This is a genomic window from Kitasatospora sp. NPDC085895, assembly GCF_040702125.1.
GTDB lineage: Bacteria > Actinomycetota > Actinomycetes > Streptomycetales > Streptomycetaceae > Kitasatospora > Kitasatospora arboriphila.
In genome coordinates this window covers 65,017-85,618 of sequence record NZ_JBFBJY010000032.1, presented here as the reverse complement: position 1 = coordinate 85,618, position 20,602 = coordinate 65,017, and the positions used below count along the sequence as shown (strand labels likewise).

The window sequence follows — 20,602 nt, the reverse complement described above, 5'->3', positions numbered from 1 at the left end:
GCATACTCTCTTCCCCTACACGCCGCTCTTCGTATGTGGACCGCCTCGGGGGTCGGGCGCCCTCGTGCGCACCGGGGGGGGGGGGGGGGGTCCGGCAGCTGCCGGACCCCGCCCTCAGTCCGGCAGCTGCCGGAACTCCACCACCCGCAGGCCGAGCGCCCGGAAGCGGGCCAGCAGGCCGTACAGGTGCGCCTCGTCGACCACCTGGCCGTACAGCACCGTCTGGCTGGGGACGACGTAGCTGTCGAGCTCGGGGAACCCCTCGGAGAGCATCGTCTCCGACATCGTCCCGGCGACCCGGATCTCGTAGTGCATGGGCACACGCTCCCTCGGTACCCCACGGCCTCGGACCCCCTGCTCCACCGTCCCCGGTACGGCCGGTCGGGTCATCACCCGGCCGGGGTGGGACGGCCCGCTCAGAGCAGGTGCAACTGCCGGGCCCGGCGCACCGCCTCGCCGCGGCGGGTGGCGCACAGCTTGCGGTTGATGCTCTTCAGGTGCGTCTTCACGGTGTTCACCGACAGGTGCAGGTCGGCGGCGATCTCGTCGGTCGACATCAGCTGCGCCACCCGGACGAGCACGTCGTGCTCGCGCTCGCTCAGCTGCTCCACCACCGGGGCGGGCGCCGGCGCGTCACCCGGACGGGGGAGTCCGGCGACCAGGTCCCGGGGCAGCCAGCCGTGCGCGTGGGCCAGGGCCGGGCGCTCCTGCAGCAGCCGCCGCACCCATGGCCCGGCCTCCCGGAACGGGCGGCGCAGCCGGTCCGGGCGGGCCGTGGCCAGCGCCTGCGCCAGCAGCCGGTGGGCCGCCGCCGGATCCCCGAACGCCGACGCGGCCCGGGCCCGGACCAGCTGCGCCCGGACGGCGACGGCCGGCCGCACCGCGCGGGCGGGCACCGCGTCGAGCGCCGCCAGCGCGGCCCGCGGATCGTTCGCGGCCAGGTGCGCCTGCGCGGCGGCGACGGCCGGCTCCGGCCCCTCGCCGGCGGCGGACAGCACCCGCAGCGCGGCCACCGGGTCACCGGCCGCCAACTGCGCGGCGCACTGCCCGAGCGCGATCCGCTCGCGCGCCCAGGGCGAGGGCTTGTCGGCCGGCGCCGGGCGCTCCGCGGCGGCCAGTGTCAGCAGTGCGCCGCGGGCGTCGCCGGAGTTCAGCAGCAGCTTCGCCTTGAGCACCGCCAGGCCGACCACCAGCAGCGGGTCGTGGCGGGCGCCCGACCCGGCCTCGGCCCGCTCCAGGGCCGTCCGGGCGACGGCCAGGTCGTCCCGGTCGAAGGCGATCTCCGCCAGCACCAGGTGGCCGACGCCGCTGTGCGCCGAGGGCGGCAGCCCGCACCGGGCGGCCTCCGCGATCGCCTCCACGGCGTGCGCCTCCGCCCGGCCCGGTGAGCCGAGCAGCAGGTCGATCAGCGCCAGCCGCCCCAGTGACTCGTGCCGGACGGCCGCCTGCGCGGCGTCGCCCGCGGCCTCGGCCGCCGCCGTCAGTCCGGCCCGCGCCGCGTCGAACCGGCCCTCCCACAGCTGGGCGGAGCCGAGCCCGGCCAGCAGCAGGGCCTTCAGCTCCGGGTGCGCCCGCAGCCGTTCCTCCGGCACCTCGTGCTCCAGCTCGGCCGCGCTCTCCGCGGCGTTCTCCGCCATGTCCGCCGAGCCGAGCAGCCGCGCCGCCAGCACGCGCAGCACGGCGCCGCTCAGCCGGGCGGCGGCGCTGCCGGTGCCGGGCGGGGCGAGTTCGTCGGCCCGGCCGAGGTGGGCCAGCCCGCGGTCGACGTCCCACCGGGCGAGCGCCCGGGCGGCCCGGACGAGTGCCACGGCCGGCCCGTCGGCCCGCTCCGGCATGCGGGCGAACAGCGCGCCCAGCCGGGCGGCGTCCAGACCGGCCAGCAGCTGACCGACCGCCAGGTCGTCGACCAGCCAGCCGGCCGCCGTCTCCCAGTCCCCGGCCGCCGCGGCGTGCGGCAGCGCGTCGGCGAGCCGCCCGGCGTCGTGCAGCCAGTGCGCGGCCCGCCGGTGCAGCTCCTGTTCCAGGCCGGGGTGCCGGGCGCGCAGGTGCACCCGGAGGATCTCGGCGAACAGCGTGTGCTGCCGGTACCAGGCGTGCCCGAGCGGGGTGACGAAGGCATTGGCGTGCCGCAGCTCCTCCAGGATCCGGGCGGCGTCCCGCCGGCCGGTCAGGGCGTCCGCCAGCCCGGTGTGGGTGCGCTCCAGGATGCTGGTGCGCAGCAGCAGGTCCTGGGTCTCCGCGGGTTGGGCCTGCAGCACCTCGGCGAGCAGGAAGTCCGCGACGGTGCTGTTGCCGGCCTCGAACTCGCGCAGGCAGCCCTCCGGGTCGTCGGTGTTCTCGGTGGCCAGTGCGCACAGCCGCAGGCCCGCCGCCCAGCCCTCCGTCCGGCGGGTCAGCGCCTGCACGCCCTCCTCGGAGAGGGCCAGTCCGTGCCGGGTGAGCAGGACACCGGTCTCCTCGGCGGTGAAGGCGAGGTCGGTGCCGCGGATCTCGGCGACCGCGTCGGCGGCCCGGTAGCGGTGCAGCGGCAGCAGCGGCTCGTCCCGGCTGATCAGGACCAGCCGCAGCCCGCCCGCCGCGTGCCGCAGCAGTCCGTCCAGCGCCTCGGCGACCGCCGGGGAGGTGACGTGCTCGAACTCGTCCAGCACCAGGACGACAGGGGAGCCGCGTCCGTTCAGTCCGGCGGCCAGCCGGTCCGGCAGGGCGAGGTCCACCTCCGCGGCCCGGGCGGGCCCGGCCACGTCCGCGGGGAGCGGGATGCCGCCGTGCCGCAGCGCGGCGAGCAACTGCGCCCAGAACACCCCGGGTGCCTCGTCGCCGCGTTCCAGGGTGAGCCAGACGACCGGCCCGGGCAGGGCGGCCCGCGCCGCCCAGTCCGCGACCAGCAGGGTCTTGCCGGCCCCCGCCGGGCCGTTCACCAGGACGAGCGGCCGCTGCAGCCCCGCGGTGAGCCGGTCGGCGAGCCGTTCGCGGCGGACGAAGGTCCGGGGGACGGGCGGCGCGGCGAAGCGGGCGGCCAGCACGGGGTCGCCGTTCGGAGCAACGGCGGGAGCAGTGGGGGGACCCGCGGGGGGACCGGGGGGACCGGCGGGGGGAGGAGGTGCCGCCGGGGCCGGTGTGCCGACGGCGGCCGGCCGCCGATTTCCTGAGCTGTCTGGCATGGCGACCACCGGAGTCCAGGGCGCGCGCCGGGTGCACACGTCGTCCCGGCTTCAATCATCGGTACACCCCCGGGCGGCCGCAACGCACGGAGGGTGACCGCCGGGGCGGCCGGTCACCCGCGCCGGGTGGTGCGGAGCCGCCCGCTTGACCGCACCCTGATCTGGGGGACTGTCCAGGACACCCGACACGGAGGTCTCGATGGCGACCGCACCCTATCCCGCCGGAAGCTTCCGCCCGACGCCGCCGCGGGCGACGCAGCAGGGCGAGTCCATGCGGATGTTCGCCGCCGTCATGCTGGGCGTCCTCGCCCTGTTCAACGGCCTCGACGGCATCGCGGCGATCGCGCAGTCCAAGGTGTTCGTCGGCGACGCCCGCTTCGTCTTCGGCGACCTGCGCGCCTGGGGCTGGGCGATGCTCGCCCTCGCCGTCGCGCAGGGCTTCGCCGCGGCCGGCGTGCTCGCCCGCAACCAGCTCGCCCGCTGGTTCGGCGTGGCCGTCCTCGTCCTCAACGCCTTCGCCCAGATGGCCTTCATCCCGTCGTACCCGGTGTGGTCCGTCCTGGTCATCGCCATCGACGTGATCGCCCTGTACGCGCTGATCGCCTACGGCGGCCGCCCGGAGCCCGGGCCGCCGGCCCCCTGAGCCCCCACCCGCACCCGCACCCGAGGAGCCCGAAGTGACCGACGAACTCAACGAGATGGGCCCGATCGACTACGTGGTGATCGAGTTCCCCGGCAGCAAGATGACCGGGGAGGGCCTGCCGCTGCTCGTCGACCTGGTCGACCGGGGCATCATCCGGATCATCGACCTGATGTTCATGAAGAAGGAGCTCGACGGCTCCGTCGTCGGGCTGGAGATCGCCGACATGACCGGCGACGGCGAACTCGACCTCGCGGTCTTCGAGGGCGCGGCCTCCGGCGTGCTCGGCTCGGAGGACCTCGAAGAGGCGGCCGCCGCCCTGGAGCCGGGCAACTCGGCCGGCCTGATCGTCTACGAGAACCTGTGGGCCGCACCGTTCGCCGCCGCACTGCGCCGCGGCGGTGCCCAGCTGGTGGCGAGCGGCCGCATCCCGCTGCAGGACCTCGTCGCCGCGCTGGACGCGCTCGAATCAGAGGAGTGACCGGCCGACCCGCCGGCACCGGAAGACCGAAGGAGAGAACCATGCCCGGATTGCTCCGAGGAGTCGCCCGCACCGCCGTGGTCGCGGGCACCGCCACGGCGGTGTCCAACCGCGTGTCCCGGCGGCAGGCCGGCCGGTGGGCCGAGCAGGAGGCCCAGCAGGCCCCGCCCCCGCAGCAGGTGGTCTACCAGCAGGCACCGCCGCCCCCGCCCGAGCCGGCCGCGGCCCCGGTCAGCATGGACAGCAAGATCGACCAGCTCAAGGAGCTCGCCACGCTCAAGGAGCAGGGCATCCTCACCGAGGCCGAGTTCGAGGCCCAGAAGGCCCGGATCCTCAACGGCTGACCGGGCGCTGCCCGACCCCCTGGAGGTGCGGTGAACCGGTGGAAGGCACTGATCGTCCTCGGCACGGGCCAGTTCCTCATGGTGCTGGACGCATCCGTGATGAACGTGTCGATCAGCCAGCTCGTCGAGGACTTCGACACCGAGGTCACCGCCATCCAGGGGGTCATCACCCTGTACACCCTGGTCATGGCGGCCTTCATGCTCACCGGAGGCAAGCTCGGCGACATGTTCGGCCGCCGCCGGATGTTCACCGTCGGCCTCGTCATCTACGGCATCGGCTCCGGCCTGACCGCGATCGCCCCCGAACTGTGGGTGCTGGCACTGGGCTGGTCGATCATCGAGGGCCTCGGTGCCGCGCTCGTCCTGCCGGCCCTGGCGGCGCTGGTGGCCGGCGCCTACCACGGGCGGGACCGCGCCGTCGCCTACGGCGTCATCGGCGGCCTCGCCGGAGCGGGCATTGCGGTCGGCCCGCTGCTCGGCGGCTGGGTCACCACCTATCTGACCTGGCGCCTGGTCTTCGCCGGCGAGGTCGTCCTGGTGGCCGCGATGCTCAGTCTGATCAGCTGGGTTCCGTCCGGACCGGCGGTCACCCGGAGGACCCGCCTCGACGTCGGCGCCGTCGTCCTTTCGGCGGCGGGCCTGGCCCTGATCGTCCTCGCCGTTCTGCAGAGCAGCAGCTGGGGGTGGTTGGCGCCGCGCAACGCACCGTTCACCGTCCTCGGCTTCTCCCCGACGCTGTTCGTCATCGCCCTCGGCGGTGTCCTCCTGGCACTGCTCGTCCGGCTGGAGCACAGCAGGGAGGCGGCCGGGAAGCCCGTTCTGATCCGCATCGGGCTGTTCGGCATCTCCGGCCTGCGGTCCGGACTGGTCACACTCTTCAACCAGAACACCATCCTGCTCGGCCTGTTCTTCGTGATCCCGCTCTACCTCCAGGTCGTGCTGGGCAAGGACGCTTTCGAGACCGGGCTCAAGCTGCTGCCGGTGTCGGTCACCATGCTGATCGCCTCGATGGGCGGCTCCGTACTCCTGCGCGTCGCCTCCCCGCGGACCATCGTGCGGATCGGCTTCCTCGTCCTGCTCGCCTCGATCGTCTGGCTGCTCTCCACTATCGAGCCCCAGCTCGACGAGGCCTCGTTCGCGTGGGCGATGGCGGTCATGGGCCTCGGCATGGGCATGCTCGCCTCCCAGCTCGGCAACGTGGTGCAGTCCTCCGTCGGCGAGGCCGACCGCAGTGAGGCCGGCGGCCTCCAGTACACCGCCCAGAACCTCGGCTCCTCCCTCGGCACCGCGTTGATCGGCGCCATCCTCATCGGGGCACTGGCCGCCGCCGTCAGCTCCGCGATCGCCGACGACCCGCGGATCTCCGAGACGGTGGCGCAGCAGGCCGGTGTCAGGATCGAGGCCGGCCTGACCTTCGTCCCGGCCGGTGACGTCGCCTCCGCGCTCGCGGAGACCCCCGTTCCCCCGGCCGAGGCGGCCGCGATCGTGGAGGACTACCAGGACGCCCAGATCGCCGGCCTCAAGGTCGCGGTGCTGGCCGCAGGCGGCATCGCGCTCGTCGGGTTGTTCTGCACGGGCGGGCTCCCGGCCCGCCGGGAACCCCGTACCGAGGCGGCCCCCCGCCCCCACGGGACGTGACCCGGGCCGGGGACGGCGATTCCGGGAGGGCCGGAATCGTAGGTGTGCCCGCTTGGGCGGACGCGCCCGGGTCGGGCAGGCTGTGGGGCGACCGGCCCGTACGGGCCCCGCGCCGAGAGGAGCCCCGCCATCGCCGCCGCCGCGCACGGCCCGCAGTCGCTCGACCGGGCGCTCGACCTGCTGGACGCCGTCGCCGACGCACCCGGCCCGGTCGCCGCCCGCGACCTCGCCGCCCGGCTCGGCTGCTCGCTCTCCACCGTCTACACCCTGCTCGGCCCGCTCACCGCCCGCGGCCACCTCGCCCGCACCCGCGGCGGCTACGTGCTCGGCCCGCGGATCCCCGCCCTGCACCGGGCGTACCGGCGGCGGGAGCCCGCCGAGCCCGACGTCCGCGACCTGCTGCTGTGGGTGGCCCGCGCGGCCGGCACCCCCGCGTACTACAGCACCCACCGGGACGGCCGGATCGCCGTGGTCGAGAGCACCGGGCCGGCCGCGGCCGACGGCGACCCCTTCGAGGCCGGCACCGAGCCGCACGCGCACGCCACCGCCCACGGCAAGGTGCTGCTCGCCGCGCTCTCCCGACCGGCCCGCCGCCGCTACCTGGCCGAGCACGGCCTGCCGCGGTTCACCGAGCACACCATCACCGACCCCGACCGGCTGGAGGCCGAACTCGGCCTCGTCCGCCGACTCGGCCTGGCGGTCTCGGTCGGCGAGTACGACCCCGACTGGATGTGCCTGGCCGTGCCGCTGCCGCCCGCCGGCGACGGCCCCGCCCGGGCGCTCTCCGTCTCGCTGCCCACCGCCCACCGGGCCGCCCGCGGCCGGATCGGCGACGTCCTGACCCGCGCCGCCCGGCAGTTCGGCTGAGCGGCCGTCACCGTCCAACCACCACACCACCCTTGAGGAGTCAGCCGTGATCCTGATCAACGTCAAGTTCACCGCCCGCCGCGAGTACGCCGACAGCTGGATGGCGCGGGTCGACGCGTTCACCCGGGCCACCCGCGAGGAGCCGGGCAACATCTTCTTCGAGTGGTCCCGCAGCGTCGACGACCCCCAGGTGTACGTCCTGCTGGAGGCCTTCGCGGACGCCGAGGCCGGCGCCGCCCACGTGAACTCCGACCACTTCAAGACCGCCATGGCCGAACTGCCGCAGGCCATCGCGGCCAAGCCGCAGATCATCTACGTCGAGGCGCCGGTCGACGGCTGGGGCGAGATGGCCGAACTCACCCCCGCCGACTGACCTCTTGTCGCCGCCACCCCCGGGCCTCACACTCGGAGGGTTCTTCCGTGCGGCAGGCGTAACGGCCGGGTCACCCCGCACGACACCTTCGCGCAACAGGGCCTTCCTACGTTGGACACAGGTGGGAGCGTCCCACCGGGCCGGTCGGCGCGCCCCCGCCACCGCGGGCGGGGGCCCGGACCGGCGGCCACGAGAGGGGCAGCCGTGACGGTGCCGACGCCGCAGCAGGAGACCAGCCGGGTGAGGACGGCCTGCTCGTACTGCGGGGTCGGCTGCGGCATCGTCCTCGACGTGACCCGGGAGGCCGACGGCAGCCGGAGGGTGGTCAAGGCCTCCGGCGACCCGGCCCACCCGGCGAACGCCGGCCGGCTCTGCACCAAGGGCGCCACCCACGCCGACCTGATGGCCGCGCCCGGCCGGCTCGGTACCGCCCTCGTCCGCACCGGCCGCGGCGAGGAGCCGGCCGAGGTCGACGTGGACGCGGCCGTCGCCGCCGTCGCCGGACGGCTGCGCGCCATCGTCGACGAACACGGGCCGGACGCCCTGGCGTTCTACGTCTCGGGCCAGATGTCCCTGGAGGCGCAGTACTTGGCGAACAAGCTCGCCAAGGGCTTCGTACGGACCTCCCGGATCGAGTCCAACTCCCGCCTGTGCATGGCCAGCGCGGGCTCCGGCTACAAGCTCTCGCTCGGTGCCGACGGCCCGCCCGGCTCGTACGAGGACTTCGAGCGCGCCGACCTCTTCCTGGTCATCGGCTCCAACATGGCGGACTGCCACCCGATCCTCTTCCTGCGCATGATGGAACGGGTCAAGGCCGGCGCGAAGCTCGTCGTCGTCGACCCGCGCCGCACCGCCACCGCCGAGAAGGCCGACCTCTTCCTGCAGGTCCGCCCCGGCACCGACCTGGCGCTGCTCAACGGCCTGCTGCACCTGCTGGTCGCCGGCGGCCACACCGACGAGGCGTTCATCGCCGAGCACACCGAGGGCTGGGAGCAACTGTCCGACTTCCTCGCCGACTACCCGCCCGCCGCCGTCGCCGAGCTGACCGGCCTCGCCGAGGCCGACCTGCGGCAGGCAGCCGAGTGGATCGGCACCGCGGGGGAGTGGACGAGCTGCTGGACGATGGGCCTCAACCAGTCCACCCACGGCACCTGGAACACCAACGCCCTGGTCAACCTGCACCTGGCCACCGGCGCCATCTGCCGCCCCGGCAGCGGACCGTTCTCGCTGACCGGCCAGCCCAACGCCATGGGCGGCCGCGAGATGGGCTACATGGGCCCCGGACTGCCGGGCCAGCGCTCCGCCCTGGTCGAGGCCGAACGGGCCTTCACGGAGGACCTCTGGGGCATCGAGCGGGGCAGCCTGCGCGCCGAGGCCGGTGCCGGCACCGTGGAGATGTTCGAGCGGATGGCCGAGGGCGAGATCAAGGCCTGCTGGATCATCTGCACCAACCCGGTCGCCTCGGTGGCCAACCGGCGGACGGTCATCGAGGGCCTGGAGGCGGCCGAACTCGTCATCACCCAGGACGTGTTCGCCGAGACCGAGACCAACGCCTACGCGGACGTGGTGCTGCCCGCCACGCTCTGGGCCGAGTCCGACGGCGTCATGGTCAACTCCGAGCGCAACCTCACCCTCGTCCAGGGCGTGGTGGACGCGCCCGGCGGGGCCCGGCCCGACTGGCGGCTGATCGCCGACGTCGCCTGTGCCATGGGCTACGCCGAGGCCTTCGGCTACGCCTCCGCCGAGGAGGTCTTCGAGGAGCTCAAGCAGGCCTGGAACCCGACGACCGGCTGGGACCTGCGCGGCGTGACCTACGACCGGCTGCGGGAGGGCCCCGCGCAGTGGCCGTGCGCCCCCGGCGGCCCGGACCGCAACCCGGTGCGGTACCTCAACGACGGCGTCAGCCAGGAGCCGCTGGTCCGCGAGGACGGCTCCCGGCCGCGGCTCGCCTTCCCCACCGGGTCCGGCCGGGCCCGGTTCTACGCCCGGCCGCACCTGCCGCCCGCCGAACTGCCCGACGACGACTACCCGTTCGTGCTCAACACCGGCCGGGTGCAGCACCAGTGGCACACCCTCACCAAGACCGGCAAGGTCGCCAAGCTGAACAGGCTGAACCCGGGCCCGTTCGTGGAGATCCACCCGGTGGACGCCGCCGCGCTGCGGGCCGCCGACGGGGACCGGCTGGAGGTCGCCTCCCGGCGCGGCCGGGCCGTGCTGCCCGTGGTGGTCACCGACCGGGTGCTGCCCGGCACCTGCTTCGCGCCCTTCCACTGGAACGACATGTTCGGCGAGTACCTGGGGATCAACGCCGTCACCAACGACGCCGTCGACCCGGTCTCCTTCCAGCCCGAGCTCAAGGCCTGCGCGGTCTCGCTCACCCGGGTCGCCGCCGTCGCCGACCCGGGCCCGGCCGCCTTCGCCGTCCCCGGGCCCGCCCTCACCTCGGCGGCCGCCGAGGGCGGCACCGCGGTCGCGGCCCTCACCCGGCTCTTCGCGCTCACCGACCTGGCCGCCCCGCCCGCCTTCGCCGACCACGAACGCCGCTACCTCGCCGGGTACTTGGCGGGCCTCGGCGCCACCGCCCCGGGCGGTGCGGTGCCGGTGCTGCCGGCCGACGCCCCCTTCGACCCGGCGCACGCGCTGTGGGTGGACGGCGTGCTCGCCGGGATGTTCTCCCGATCCGCCCCGCCCGCCCCCGGCCCCGCGCCGGCCGCCGGGCCCGCCGCCGAGGCGCCCGGCCGCCGGGTGGTCGTCATGTACGCCTCGCAGACCGGCAACGCCGAGGAGATCGCCACCGGCGCCGCCGCCCGGCTCGCCGAGGCCGGCCGGAGCGCGACCGTCCTGCCCATGGCGGACTGCGCCCCCGGCGCCCTGACCGCCGGCACCGACCTGCTCGTGGTCACCAGCACCTTCGGCGACGGCGACGCCCCCGACAACGGCGCCGACTTCTGGCAGCAACTGGCCGACGGCGGCGCGGCCCGCCTCCCCGACCTGCGGTACGCGGTGCTCGCCCTCGGCGACTCCAGCTACCACGACTTCTGCGGCCACGGCCGCCGCCTCGACGAGCGCCTCGCCGAACTCGGCGGCGTCCGCCTGCTGCCCCGCGTCGACTGCGAACCGGACTACGAGGAGGCCGCCGCCGGCTGGCTGGAGCAGGTGCTGACCGCGCTCACCGCGGAGCCCGCCCCGGCGCCGGCCGCCCCGCGCAGACCCACCAAGGCCGAACCGTTCACCGCCACCCTCACCGGCAACCGGCTGCTCAGCCTGCCCGGCGCGGCCAAGGAGGTCCGCCAGTTCACCTTCGACCTCGGCGCGAGCGGAGCCCTGGAGTACGAGGCCGGCGACGCGCTCGGCGTCTGGCCGGTCAACTGCCCCGAGCTGGTGGTGGAGTGGCTGGAGGCGACCGGCCAGCACCCCGACACCGAGGTCGAACTCGCCGGCGCCGGACGGACGACGCTCTCCGAGGCGCTGCACCGGCACCTCGACCTGACCCGGATCACCACCGATCTGCTCCGCTTCGCCGCCGAGCGGACGGCCGACGGCCGGCTGCTCCGCAAACTGCTCCGCCCGGACAACAAGGACGAACTGGCGAAGTGGAGTTGGGGCAGGCAGGCGATCGACCTGGTGGCCGAGCACCCGGTGAAGGCCACCGCCCAGGAGTGGGTGGATGTGCTGAAGAAGCTGCAGCCGCGGCTCTACTCGATCTCCTCCAGCCCGCTGGTCGACCCGGCGAAGGTCCAACTCACGGTCTCCGTCGTACGGTTCGACAATCCCGCCGGACGCCGCCGCAAGGGGGTGGCCTCCAGCTTCCTGGCGGACGCGGCCCCCGACACCCCGGTGCGGATCTTCGTGCAGCGCTCGCCGCACTTCCGCCCGCCCGCCGACCCGGCGGTGCCCGCCGTGATGATCGGCCCCGGCACCGGCGTCGCGCCCTTCAAGGGCTTCCTGGACGAGCGGCGGGCCCGTGGCGACCACGCCGGCAACTGGCTGTTCTTCGGCGAGCAGCGGCGCGCCACCGACTTCTACTACCAGGACGAGCTGGCCGCCCTCGGGGAGGCGGGCGTGCTCTCCCGGTTGGACCTGGCCTTCTCCCGCGACCAGCGGAACAAGGTCTACGTGCAGGACCGGATGCGCGAGCAGGGCTCGCGGCTGTGGACGTGGCTGGAGGCGGGCGCGCACCTGTACGTCTGCGGCGACGCCGGCCGGATGGCCAAGGACGTCGACCGCGCCCTCCACGAGATCGTCGCCGCCCAGGGCGGGCTGAGCGAGGAGGGCGCGGCCGCGTACGTCAAGCAGCTGGCCGCGGACAGGCGCTACGTCCGCGACGTGTACTGACGGGTGTTCGGTAGACGCCCGGTCAGCAGTTCTTGAAGGCGTCGCAGAGCGGCGCCCCCAGCAGGCGCAGGACGGCGGTGTCGTCCTTGACCGTCCAGGCGGCCTTGGGCTTCTTGGTGCCGTAGGGGCCGTAGACGGTCAGCTCGGCGACCGTGGTCGAGGTGGTCGTCAGGTACTCGTGGACGGTGATGCCGCCGCTGCCCTGCTTGAGGGTGATGGTGGCGGCCAGGTACGCCGGGTCCTCGGCGGTGACCTTCACGCTGGGGGTGGCGCCGTCCGGGGCGCAGGCCTTGACCTCCGCGGTCAGGGCGCGCAGCAGCGCACCGGCGGACTGCACGGCCCCGCTGGAGGTGCCCTTGAAGTGGACGACCGTCTGCTGGACCTGCCACTCGTCGGTGCCGCCGCTCAGCAGCGACTGCGCGCCGTCGGCGCCGGTGCCGAGACCGGCGAGGTCCGAGGAGCGGGCCGAGTCGCAGAGCGTCTCGAAGGCGAACGGCTCGCCGTTCTTGACCGCCTTGGCCTTCCCGGCCTGCGCGGGCCAGTGGTAGGCGGAGTTCAGCGGCAGGTCGTTGCCCTTCATCCAGGCGGAGGAGGGAACGCCGTTGACGGCCGGGCCGGTGGCACTGCCGGCCTTGGCGCCGGGGGAGGCGGCCGCGGAGGCGGCGTCCCCGGCGGGCGAGGGGTCGGCCGCGGACGGCGCGGCCTGGCTCGCGGCGGCGGTGCTCGGTGCGGCGGCCGGCTCGGCCGGGTCGCAGGCGGTCAGCGCGCCGACGGCGAGGACGGCGGCACAGACGGCGGTGGCGGCGCGCAGCGCCGTGGTGTGTCGGGACACGGTGAGGTGGCTCTTCCTGGTTTCGGCGGCCGGCCGCGCGGGCCGGCGCGGACGGTCAGTAGCCCTGCGGGCCGTGGTTCGGGTTGGCCTGGGCGACCTTGGCGGCCAGGTCGTGGCCGTCCGGTGAGACGTGGTAGCGCGCCATCATGTAGTTCATGGAGGCGCACGCGCTGGCCACCGGGTCGTAGATCTTGGTGGAGGTGCCCGGCTGGTGGTAGGCGGCGAAGGTGTCCGGGATGCACTGCCAGGGGCCGCGCGAGGAGTGCAGCGGCGCGCCGTCCGCCTGGGTCGGGCCCCAGGCGTTGCTGTCGGTCTTGTTCACCAGCCAGTGCGAGTCGTTGTACGAGGACTCGCGCTGGGTCATGGTGAGCAGGCCGCGCATCCAGTTGGCCCGGGCCTGCGGGTCCTTGATGCCCATGGTGTCGAGCGCCTGGTTGACGTAGTCCTCGCAGGCGGCCCGGCCGCTCTTCCACGAGCCGGCGCCGCTGTAGTCGACGTCGGACATCGGGATCTTGCCGTGCGGGTTCGGCGAGGAGGGCATCGGGTGGTGCCCGCCGCTGCCGCCGCCGTCGTGGCCGCCGCTGCCGCCCTGGTGTCCGCCGCCGTGGTGCCCGCCACTGCCGCCGGGCTTGCCGGGCGACTTGGGCGGGGTGTGGTGGCCGCCGCCGGGCAGCTGCTTGCCGGCGTGCTCCTCGGCCTCGCGGTAGTTGTCGGCGCAGTGCCGGATCCCGGCCGCGTCCTGGTGCATCGCCTTCGCGGTGGCGGCGGCGCTCCGCCCGGCGTCCTGGGCGGCCTGTTCGGCGGCGAGCACGATGCCGGTGGAGAGCACGCCGCCGGTGATCAGGGTCTCGATCTCGGCGGTGCGGAACTTGCCCGAGAGCGCGTCGACCCTGGCCGCGACGCGTTCCAGGCGTTCGGCCTGGGCCTGCCACTCCTTGGCGAGCCGGTCGAGCTGTTCGGGCGACACTTTGTAGTGGCTGCCTGACATGGCGGTCCTTCCCCCGTCGGACGGCTTCCCGTCCGCGCTGTCCCCGTCGGGTCGGACGGCCCCGGCGGTGCGGCCGCCGGATCGTGTGCCACCCAATCCCCGGCGGCAGATCATAGTATGAGCGCCTGTCAGTGGGCCCGCCGGACCCCGCCGCGCGGCGGCCTCGTCCGGACGGCGCCGTTCTGGTTCGATGGGGTCCGTCCACCGGTCGGCGGTGGCCGCGGCAGCGAGGAGGACCGGCACAGATGCCCGTACGCACCGAACGCAGCGGACCGGTGACCACCGTCGTGCTCTCCCGCCCCGAGAGCCGCAACGCCGTCGACGGACCCACCGCCGAAGCCCTCGCCGAGGCCTTCCGCTCCTTCGACGCCGACCCCGAGGCCTCCGTCGCCGTCCTGTGGGGCGAGGGCGGCACCTTCTCCGCCGGCGCCGACCTCAAGGCCTTCGGCACCGCCGACGGGAACCGGGTCGCCCCCGAGGGCGACGGGCCGATGGGCCCCACCCGGATGCGGCTCTCCAAGCCCGTCATCGCCGCCGTCTCCGGCCACGCCGTCGCGGGCGGCCTCGAACTCGCCCTCTGGTGCGACCTGCGGGTCGCCGAGGAGGACGCCGTCTTCGGCGTGTTCTGCCGCCGCTGGGGCGTTCCCCTGATCGACGGCGGCACCGTCCGGCTGCCCCGGCTGATCGGCGCCGGCCGCGCCATGGACCTCGTTCTCACCGGCCGCCCGGTCGACGCCGGCGAGGCCGAGAGCATCGGGCTGGTCGACCGGGTCGTCCCCCGCGGCACCTCCCGGCAGGCCGCCGAACGGCTCGCCGCCGAGATCGCCCGCTTCCCGCAGACCTGCATGCGCGAGGACCGGCTCTCCCTCCTCGAACAGGACGGGCTGAGCGAGCACGACGCCCTCGACAACGAACTCCGGCACGGCCTGCGGTCCCTGCCCGAGGCCGGCGAGGGAGCCGCCCGCTTCGCCAAGGGAGCCGGCCGCCACGGCTCCTTCACCGACCGGCACTGACCGCCGCCGACCGCGAGGCGGGGCGCCGTTTCACGTGTCGAGGTGGCGGAGGGCGAACCACAGCTCCATGCGGACGTCGGGGTCGTTGAGGTCGGCGGCGAGGAGGTCGGCGGTGCGGGCGATGCGCTGGCGGACGGTGTTGCGGTGGAGTTCGAGGGCGGCGGCGGTGCGGTCCCAGCTGCCGTGGTGGGCGAGCCAGGCGGTGAGGGTCTCCCGCAGGACGTCCGGTCCGGGGGCGCCCGCCTCCGCGAGCGGCGCCAGCAGGGCCCGGGCGTGGGCGCGGGCCTCGTCCTCGGCGACCAGGGCGTGCATGCTCAGGGCTTCGTCGCGCTGCTGCGCGGCTCCCCGCCCGCCCGCCAGGGCCCGCCGCAGCGCGCGGTCGGCGTGCACGGCCGCGTTCCCGAGCCCGTCCGGCCCGGTGGGGGTGCTGAAGCCGAGCGTCCAGCCCAGCCGGACGGCGGCGGCCGGATCGGGCGCGGCGGGCCCGGGGACGAGGGCCCGCAGTGCGTTGCCGGTGACGTCCAGGTAGGGCGTGCCGAGGGCGGTGCCGAGCGCGGCGACCTGGACGGGGTCGTCCCCGCGTCCGGGCCGGGTGCGCCGTCCGGCGACGACGATCCAGCGGCCGTCCGCGGCGCCGTCCGGTTGCAGCAGGGCGGCGACCTCGGCCGGGGCGGCGCCGAGCAGCAGCCGGACGAGCGCGCCGGAACCGCGGGTGTCGGCGCCGAGGGCGTGCCGGGGGCTGGTGAGCAGGGCGAGCAGGACGGCGGCGACGCCGGTGACCGAGCGGTGGACGCTGCTGGGCGGGGTGTCCGCGGCGATGCCGAGGGCGAGGCCGCCGGGCAGGGTGTGCACGGTGAGGTGGCGTCCTTCGAGGTGCTCGGCGGCGGCCGTCGGCGGCGCGGTCCGGCCGGGCCGGCCGGCGAGCCGGGCCGTGGTGCGGGCGGCCAGCTCCCGCACCTGCCGCGGCGCCGGCGCGGCGGGGCGCTCCCCGGCGGCGAAGAGCTCCTGCCCGGCGGCGTCCAGCAGCACCGTCCAGGAGCCGGTGCGCACGGCCAGCTGGTGCAGCACGGCCTGCAGCGCGTCCGGCCGGGCCGCGGCGGAGGCGAGGGCGGACTGCGCCTCGGAGACCAGCCGCAGGTCGCGGTTGCGGGCCTCGGCCATGAACGCGTACGCGGCCCGGTTGACCGCGACGAACGGCGTCGCCGGCGGGACCCGGACGAGCGGCAGCGCATGCCGCTCGCAGGCCTCGACGAGCACCGCCGGCACCTCGTCGTGGACGGGGGCGATGCCGAAGCCGAGCGCGGCGATCCCGGCCGCGGCGACGCTGCGCACGTACGCGTCCACGGCCTCCGCGGTCGGCGGGAAGCGGACGCCCGCGGTCAGCAGCAGTTCGCCGCCGGACAGGTACGGCGCCGGCTCGGGCAGCTCGGTGGTGCCGATGGTGCCGATCAGCCGGTCGTCACGGGGCCCCGCGATCTGCTCCAGGCCGAGGCCCGGGGCGCCGAGCAGCACCCGCAGCGGCAGGGCCGGCGTACCCGGCTCGGGCGCGCGCGGAGCCGCCGGTACGGGCGGTGCGGACATGCCCGGCCTCCCTCCGATGGACACTTCCTCCATTCCGAGCATAGAGAATGGACGGATCCGACACTTCAACCGCTCCGGCGCTGCTCGTACCGTTTCCACACGGGCCGAGGACGCCGTCCGGCGGTCGGTGCCCGTACCCGTCCCCCCTCCGGCGCCGCGGCAGGCCCCCTTCCGGCCGCGGCAGCCGTCCCCCACGAGCACCCCGGCCCCGCACCCGCAGCGCGGCGGCCGGATCGGAGGACCACATGGCCATCGACTACGTCGTGATGACCTGCTACCTGGCGGGCATCGTCGCCGTCGGCTGGTGGGGCAGGCGGCGCGCCCGCTCCAAGAGCGACTTCCTGGTCGCCGGCCGCCGCCTCGGCCCGCTGATGTACACCGGGACGATGGCCGCCGTCGTGCTCGGCGGCGCCTCCACCATCGGCGGCGTCCGCCTCGGCTACACCTACGGCCTGTCCGGCGCCTGGATGGTCTTCGCGATCGGCCTCGGCCTGCTCGCCCTGAGCGCCTTCTTCTCCGCCCGGATCGCCCGGCTGAAGGTCTACACCGTCGCCGAGATGCTCTCGCTGCGCTACGGCGACGCCGCGAGCGTCATCTCCGGCGTGGTGATGTGGGTCTACACCCTGATGCTGGCCGTCACCTCCACCATCGCCTACGCCACCGTCTTCGACGTGCTCTTCGACGTGCCGCGCTGGGCGGCCGTGGTGATCGGCGGCACCATCGTCGTCGGCTACTCCGCCCTCGGCGGCATGTGGTCGATCACCCTCACCGACATGGTGCAGTTCGTGGTGAAGTCGATCGGCGTGCTGGTGCTGCTGCTGCCGATCGCCGTCGTCAAGGCCGGCGGCTGGAGCGCCATGGCCGACAAGCTGCCCGACGGCTACTTCTCCTTCGGCTCCATCGGCGGCGAGTCGATCCTCACCTTCGTGCTGATCTACACCTTCGGCATGCTGATCGGCCAGGACATCTGGCAGCGCGTGTTCACCGCCCGCACCGACAGGGTCGCCTCCTGGGGCGGCACCGTGGCCGGCGTCTACTGCCTGGTCTACGGCCTCGCCGGCGCCGTCATCGGCATGGCCACCAAGGCGCTGCACCCGCAGCTCGCCGGCGCCGACAGCGCCTTCGCGACCATCGTGAAGACCACCCTGCCGACCGGTGTGAAGGGCCTGGTGCTGGCCGCCGCGCTCTCCGCGATGATGTCCACCGCCAGCGGCGCGCTGATCGCCTCCGCGACCGTCGCCAACAACGACATCTGGCAGTGGCTGCGCACCCGAGGCGGCAGGGTCCGCCCGCAGGGCGACGACCACGACGAGGTCGGCTCCAACCGGCTGGCGATCATCGTCCTGGGCGCGGTCTCCATCGGCCTGGCCTGCTTGCTCGACGACGTCCTCGCGGCCCTCACCGTCGCCTACAACCTGCTGGTCGGCGGCCTGCTCGTGCCGATCCTCGGCGGCCTGGTCTGGCGCCGCGGCAACCTGCCGGGCGCGCTCGCCGCGATGACCGCCGGCGGCGTCACCGTGATCGCCCTCATGGTGGTCAAGGGCACCCTCGCCAACGAGCCCATCTACTACGGCCTCGGTGCCAGCCTGGTCGCCCACCTGGCCGTCAGCCTGGCCACCCGGCCCACCGACGCCCGCCTGCTGGAGCGCTGGCGCGACCGCCTCGACGGCCGCACCCCGGCCGAGCCCGAGGCCGTCCCCGCCGCCGCCTGACGGCACCCGCCACCGCATCCACCGACCCTCCCGAGGAATCCATGAGCACCACCGAACCGCGCGGCCCGATCGACTCGTCCCGCGTCCCGCGCTACGCCGGCCCCGCCACCTTCGCCCGGCTGCCCCGCCTGGACGAGGTCGGCAGCGCCGACATCGCCGTGGTCGGCGTCCCGTTCGACACCGGGGTCTCCTACCGGCCGGGCGCGCGGTTCGGCGGCAACGCGATCCGCGAGGCCAGCCGCCTGCTGCGGCCCTACAACCCGGCGCAGGACGCCTCGCCGTTCGCCCTCGCCCAGGTCGCCGACGCCGGCGACGTCGCCGCCAACCCCTTCAACATCAACGAGGCCGTCGACACCGTCGAGGCCGCCGCCCGCGACCTGCTCGCCACCGGCGCCCGGCTGATGACCCTCGGCGGCGACCACACCATCGCCCTGCCGCTGCTGCGCGCCGTCGCCGCCGAGCACGGCCCGGTCGCCCTGCTCCACTTCGACGCCCACCTCGACACCTGGGACACCTACTTCGGCGCCGAGTACACCCACGGCACCCCGTTCCGCCGCGCCGTCGAGGAGGGCATCCTCGACACCTCCGCGCTCAGCCACGTCGGCACCCGCGGCCCGCTCTACGGCCGCCAGGACCTCACCGACGACGAGAAGCTCGGCTTCGGCATCGTCACCTCCGCCGACGTGATGCGCCGCGGCGTCGACGAGGTCGCCCAGCAGCTCCGCGAGCGGATCGGCGACCGACCGCTGTACGTCTCCATCGACATCGACGTCCTCGACCCGGCGCACGCCCCCGGCACCGGCACCCCCGAGGCCGGCGGCCTCACCTCCCGCGAACTCCTGGAGATCCTCCGCGGGCTGGCCGGCTGCAACATCGTCTCCGCCGACCTCGTCGAGGTGGCCCCCGCCTACGACCACGCCGAGATCACCTCCGTGGCCGCCTCGCACACCGCCTACGAGCTGACCACCCTGATGGCCCGCCGGATCGCCGAGGAGCGCGCATGACCCACGTCCGCAACGGCGGCGACCTGGTCGTCGAGTCCCTCGCCAACCTCGGCGCCGGGACCGTCTTCGGCCTCCCCGGCCAGCACGCCCTCGGCCTGTTCGACGCCCTGCGCCGCTCCCGGCTGCGCTACGTCGGCCTGCGGGTGGAGAACAACGCCGGCTTCGCCGCCGACGGCTACGCCCGCACCGCCGGGACCGTCGCCCCGCTGTTCCTCTCCACCGGCCCCGGCGCCCTCACCTCGCTCGCCGCCCTCCAGGAGGCCGCCGCCGCCTCCGCCCCCGTCCTCGCCGTCTCCTCGCAGATCCCCTCCGCCGGCCTCGGCGGCCGCCGCCGCGGCTACCTGCACGAACTCGTCGACCAGCAGGCCAGCTTCCGCGACGTGGTGAAGTCCGTGCACACCGCGCGCACCGCCTCGCAGATCCCCTCCGCCCTCGCCGCCGCCTGGGAGTCCGCCCTCACCGCCCCCTACGGGCCGGTCTGGGTGGAGATCCCGCAGGACGTGCTGCTCGCACCCACCACCGTGCCCCGGGTCACCGGCCTGCGCGCCGAACCCCGCCCGCTCGTCCCGCGGGCCGAACTCGTCGCCGAGGCCGCCGTGCTGCTCGCCGAGGCCGAGAACCCGGTGATCCTCGCCGGCGGCGGGGTCGTCCGGGCCGGCGCGACCGACGAACTGCTGCGGCTCGCCGAGCTGTTGCGGGCCCCCGTGGCCTGCACCTTCGGTGCCAAGGGCGCCTTCCCCTGGGAGCACCCGCTCTCGCTGCAGTCCTGGCTGGAGGACCGGCACACCACCGACCTGCTGGAGAACGCCGACGTGCTGCTCGTCGTCGGCTCCGGACTCGGCGAACTCTCCAGCAACTACCACACGTTCGCCCCACGCGGTCAGCTGATCCAGGTCGAGGCGGACCTCGGCAAGCTGGAGTCCAACCACCCCGCCTTCGGCATCCACGCCGACGCCCGGCTCGCCCTCGCCGCCCTCGCCGACTCCGTCCCCGCGCGCGAGCCCGACGGCCGCGCCGAGGCCGCCGCCGCCGACCTGCTCAAGCAGGTCCGGGCCCGGATCGACGGCCAGGGACTGGAGTTGGAACAGCAGGTCCTCGCCGCGGCCCGCGCCGCCCTGCCGGACGACTCCCCGGCCTTCTTCGACATGACCATCCTCGGCTACTGGGCCTGGTCCGCGTGGGACGCCCGGCGCCCCGGCGCCATGCACTCCGCCCAGGGCGCCGGCGGCCTCGGCTACGGCTTCCCCGCCGCGCTCGGCGCAGCGGCGGCCCTGCCGGGCCGGCCCGTCCTCGCCGTCTCCGGGGACGGCGGCGCGATGTACTCGATCGCGGAACTCGCCACCGTCCGCCAGCACGACCTGGACGTCACCTGGCTGATCGTGGACGACGGGGGCTACGGCATCCTCCGCGAGTACATGACGGACACCTTCGGCGAGGCCACCGCGACCGAACTCGCCCGCCCCGACTTCCTCCGCCTCGCCGAGTCCTTCGGCGTCCCGGCCGTCCCCACCACCCCCGAGACCCTCCACGCCGACCTCACCGCCGCCCTCGCCACCCCCGGCCCCACCGTGGTCGTCCTCCCCGCCCTCCTCCGCATGTTCGCCCCCACCCACCTGGAGCCCTGAAGTCACGT

The 20,602-nt window shown here is 75.0% G+C and carries 16 protein-coding genes; 11 read left to right on the top strand and 5 right to left on the bottom strand.

Translation table 11 applies throughout. From position 1 onward, the window contains the following. Positions 1 to 114: 114 nt before the first annotated feature. Together AB0442_RS20960 and AB0442_RS20955 are read right to left on the bottom strand one after the other, a co-directional pair. A complete protein-coding gene (locus AB0442_RS20960; protein ID WP_263102957.1) occupies positions 115 to 315 on the bottom strand; it encodes a hypothetical protein in 201 nt (66 codons plus the stop codon). A gap of 101 nt (positions 316 to 416) precedes the next feature. Further along, complete coding sequence (locus AB0442_RS20955; protein WP_366164436.1) at positions 417 to 3,023, bottom strand: LuxR C-terminal-related transcriptional regulator; 2,607 nt, start codon at positions 3,021 to 3,023, stop codon at positions 417 to 419. A 337-nt stretch (positions 3,024 to 3,360) separates the two neighbouring features. Between AB0442_RS20955 and AB0442_RS20950 the strand changes: the two genes are divergently transcribed. The 7 genes from AB0442_RS20950 to AB0442_RS20920 all read left to right on the top strand — a co-directional run bounded on the left by AB0442_RS20950 (position 3,361) and on the right by AB0442_RS20920 (position 11,839). Further along, positions 3,361 to 3,804: a hypothetical protein gene (locus AB0442_RS20950; protein WP_344624163.1), complete on the top strand. Its 444-nt coding sequence runs from the start codon at positions 3,361 to 3,363 to the stop codon at positions 3,802 to 3,804. A 34-nt stretch (positions 3,805 to 3,838) separates the two neighbouring features. Then, positions 3,839 to 4,282 (top strand): DUF6325 family protein, encoded by a 444-nt coding sequence (locus tag AB0442_RS20945; RefSeq protein WP_366164435.1) that lies wholly within the window; start codon positions 3,839 to 3,841, stop codon positions 4,280 to 4,282. Positions 4,283 to 4,323: 41 nt separating this feature from the next. Then, entirely contained in the window at positions 4,324 to 4,626 is a 303-nt protein-coding gene (locus AB0442_RS20940; protein ID WP_366164434.1) for an SHOCT domain-containing protein, read from the top strand. Between the two features lie 30 nt (positions 4,627 to 4,656). After that, a complete protein-coding gene (locus tag AB0442_RS20935) occupies positions 4,657 to 6,264 on the top strand; it encodes an MFS transporter (protein WP_366164433.1) in 1,608 nt (535 codons plus the stop codon). A gap of 42 nt (positions 6,265 to 6,306) precedes the next feature. Further along, positions 6,307 to 7,131: an IclR family transcriptional regulator gene (locus tag AB0442_RS20930; protein WP_366164432.1), complete on the top strand. Its 825-nt coding sequence runs from the start codon at positions 6,307 to 6,309 to the stop codon at positions 7,129 to 7,131. A 46-nt stretch (positions 7,132 to 7,177) separates the two neighbouring features. Next, complete coding sequence (locus tag AB0442_RS20925; protein WP_366164431.1) at positions 7,178 to 7,504, top strand: putative quinol monooxygenase; 327 nt, start codon at positions 7,178 to 7,180, stop codon at positions 7,502 to 7,504. A 204-nt stretch (positions 7,505 to 7,708) separates the two neighbouring features. After that, positions 7,709 to 11,839 (top strand): bifunctional nitrate reductase/sulfite reductase flavoprotein subunit alpha, encoded by a 4,131-nt coding sequence (locus tag AB0442_RS20920; RefSeq protein WP_366164430.1) that lies wholly within the window; start codon positions 7,709 to 7,711, stop codon positions 11,837 to 11,839. Between the two features lie 22 nt (positions 11,840 to 11,861). Here AB0442_RS20920 and AB0442_RS20915 read toward each other — a convergent pair whose 3' ends face one another. Together AB0442_RS20915 and AB0442_RS20910 are read right to left on the bottom strand one after the other, a co-directional pair. Further along, positions 11,862 to 12,671: a hypothetical protein gene (locus AB0442_RS20915; RefSeq protein ID WP_366164429.1), complete on the bottom strand. Its 810-nt coding sequence runs from the start codon at positions 12,669 to 12,671 to the stop codon at positions 11,862 to 11,864. Positions 12,672 to 12,726: 55 nt separating this feature from the next. Continuing rightward, positions 12,727 to 13,659, bottom strand: coding sequence for a hypothetical protein (locus AB0442_RS20910; RefSeq protein WP_366164428.1), 933 nt, complete (start codon positions 13,657 to 13,659; stop codon positions 12,727 to 12,729). A 245-nt stretch (positions 13,660 to 13,904) separates the two neighbouring features. Between AB0442_RS20910 and AB0442_RS20905 the strand changes: the two genes are divergently transcribed. Continuing rightward, on the top strand, positions 13,905 to 14,672 hold the full coding sequence (locus tag AB0442_RS20905) for a crotonase/enoyl-CoA hydratase family protein (RefSeq protein WP_366164427.1): 768 nt from the start codon (positions 13,905 to 13,907) through the stop codon (positions 14,670 to 14,672). Between the two features lie 30 nt (positions 14,673 to 14,702). On the opposite strand, the gene AB0442_RS20900 is transcribed toward AB0442_RS20905, so the two are convergent. Further along, positions 14,703 to 16,253, bottom strand: coding sequence for a PucR family transcriptional regulator (locus AB0442_RS20900; protein ID WP_366164426.1), 1,551 nt, complete (start codon positions 16,251 to 16,253; stop codon positions 14,703 to 14,705). A 245-nt stretch (positions 16,254 to 16,498) separates the two neighbouring features. On the opposite strand from AB0442_RS20900, the gene AB0442_RS20895 reads away from it, so the two are divergent. The 3 genes from AB0442_RS20895 to AB0442_RS20885 are packed head-to-tail and all read left to right on the top strand — an operon-like array spanning position 16,499 to position 20,594. Next, positions 16,499 to 17,965, top strand: a complete 1,467-nt coding sequence (locus AB0442_RS20895; protein ID WP_366164425.1) for a sodium:solute symporter — start codon at positions 16,499 to 16,501, stop codon at positions 17,963 to 17,965. A gap of 41 nt (positions 17,966 to 18,006) precedes the next feature. Further along, positions 18,007 to 18,969, top strand: coding sequence for an agmatinase (speB, locus tag AB0442_RS20890; protein WP_366164424.1), 963 nt, complete (start codon positions 18,007 to 18,009; stop codon positions 18,967 to 18,969). Then, the gene (locus AB0442_RS20885) at positions 18,966 to 20,594 is read left to right on the top strand and encodes a thiamine pyrophosphate-binding protein (protein WP_366164423.1); all 1,629 of its coding nucleotides are present in this window, start codon (positions 18,966 to 18,968) and stop codon (positions 20,592 to 20,594) included. Before speB ends, AB0442_RS20885 begins: the two co-directional genes overlap by 4 nt. Positions 20,595 to 20,602 lie beyond the last annotated feature (8 nt).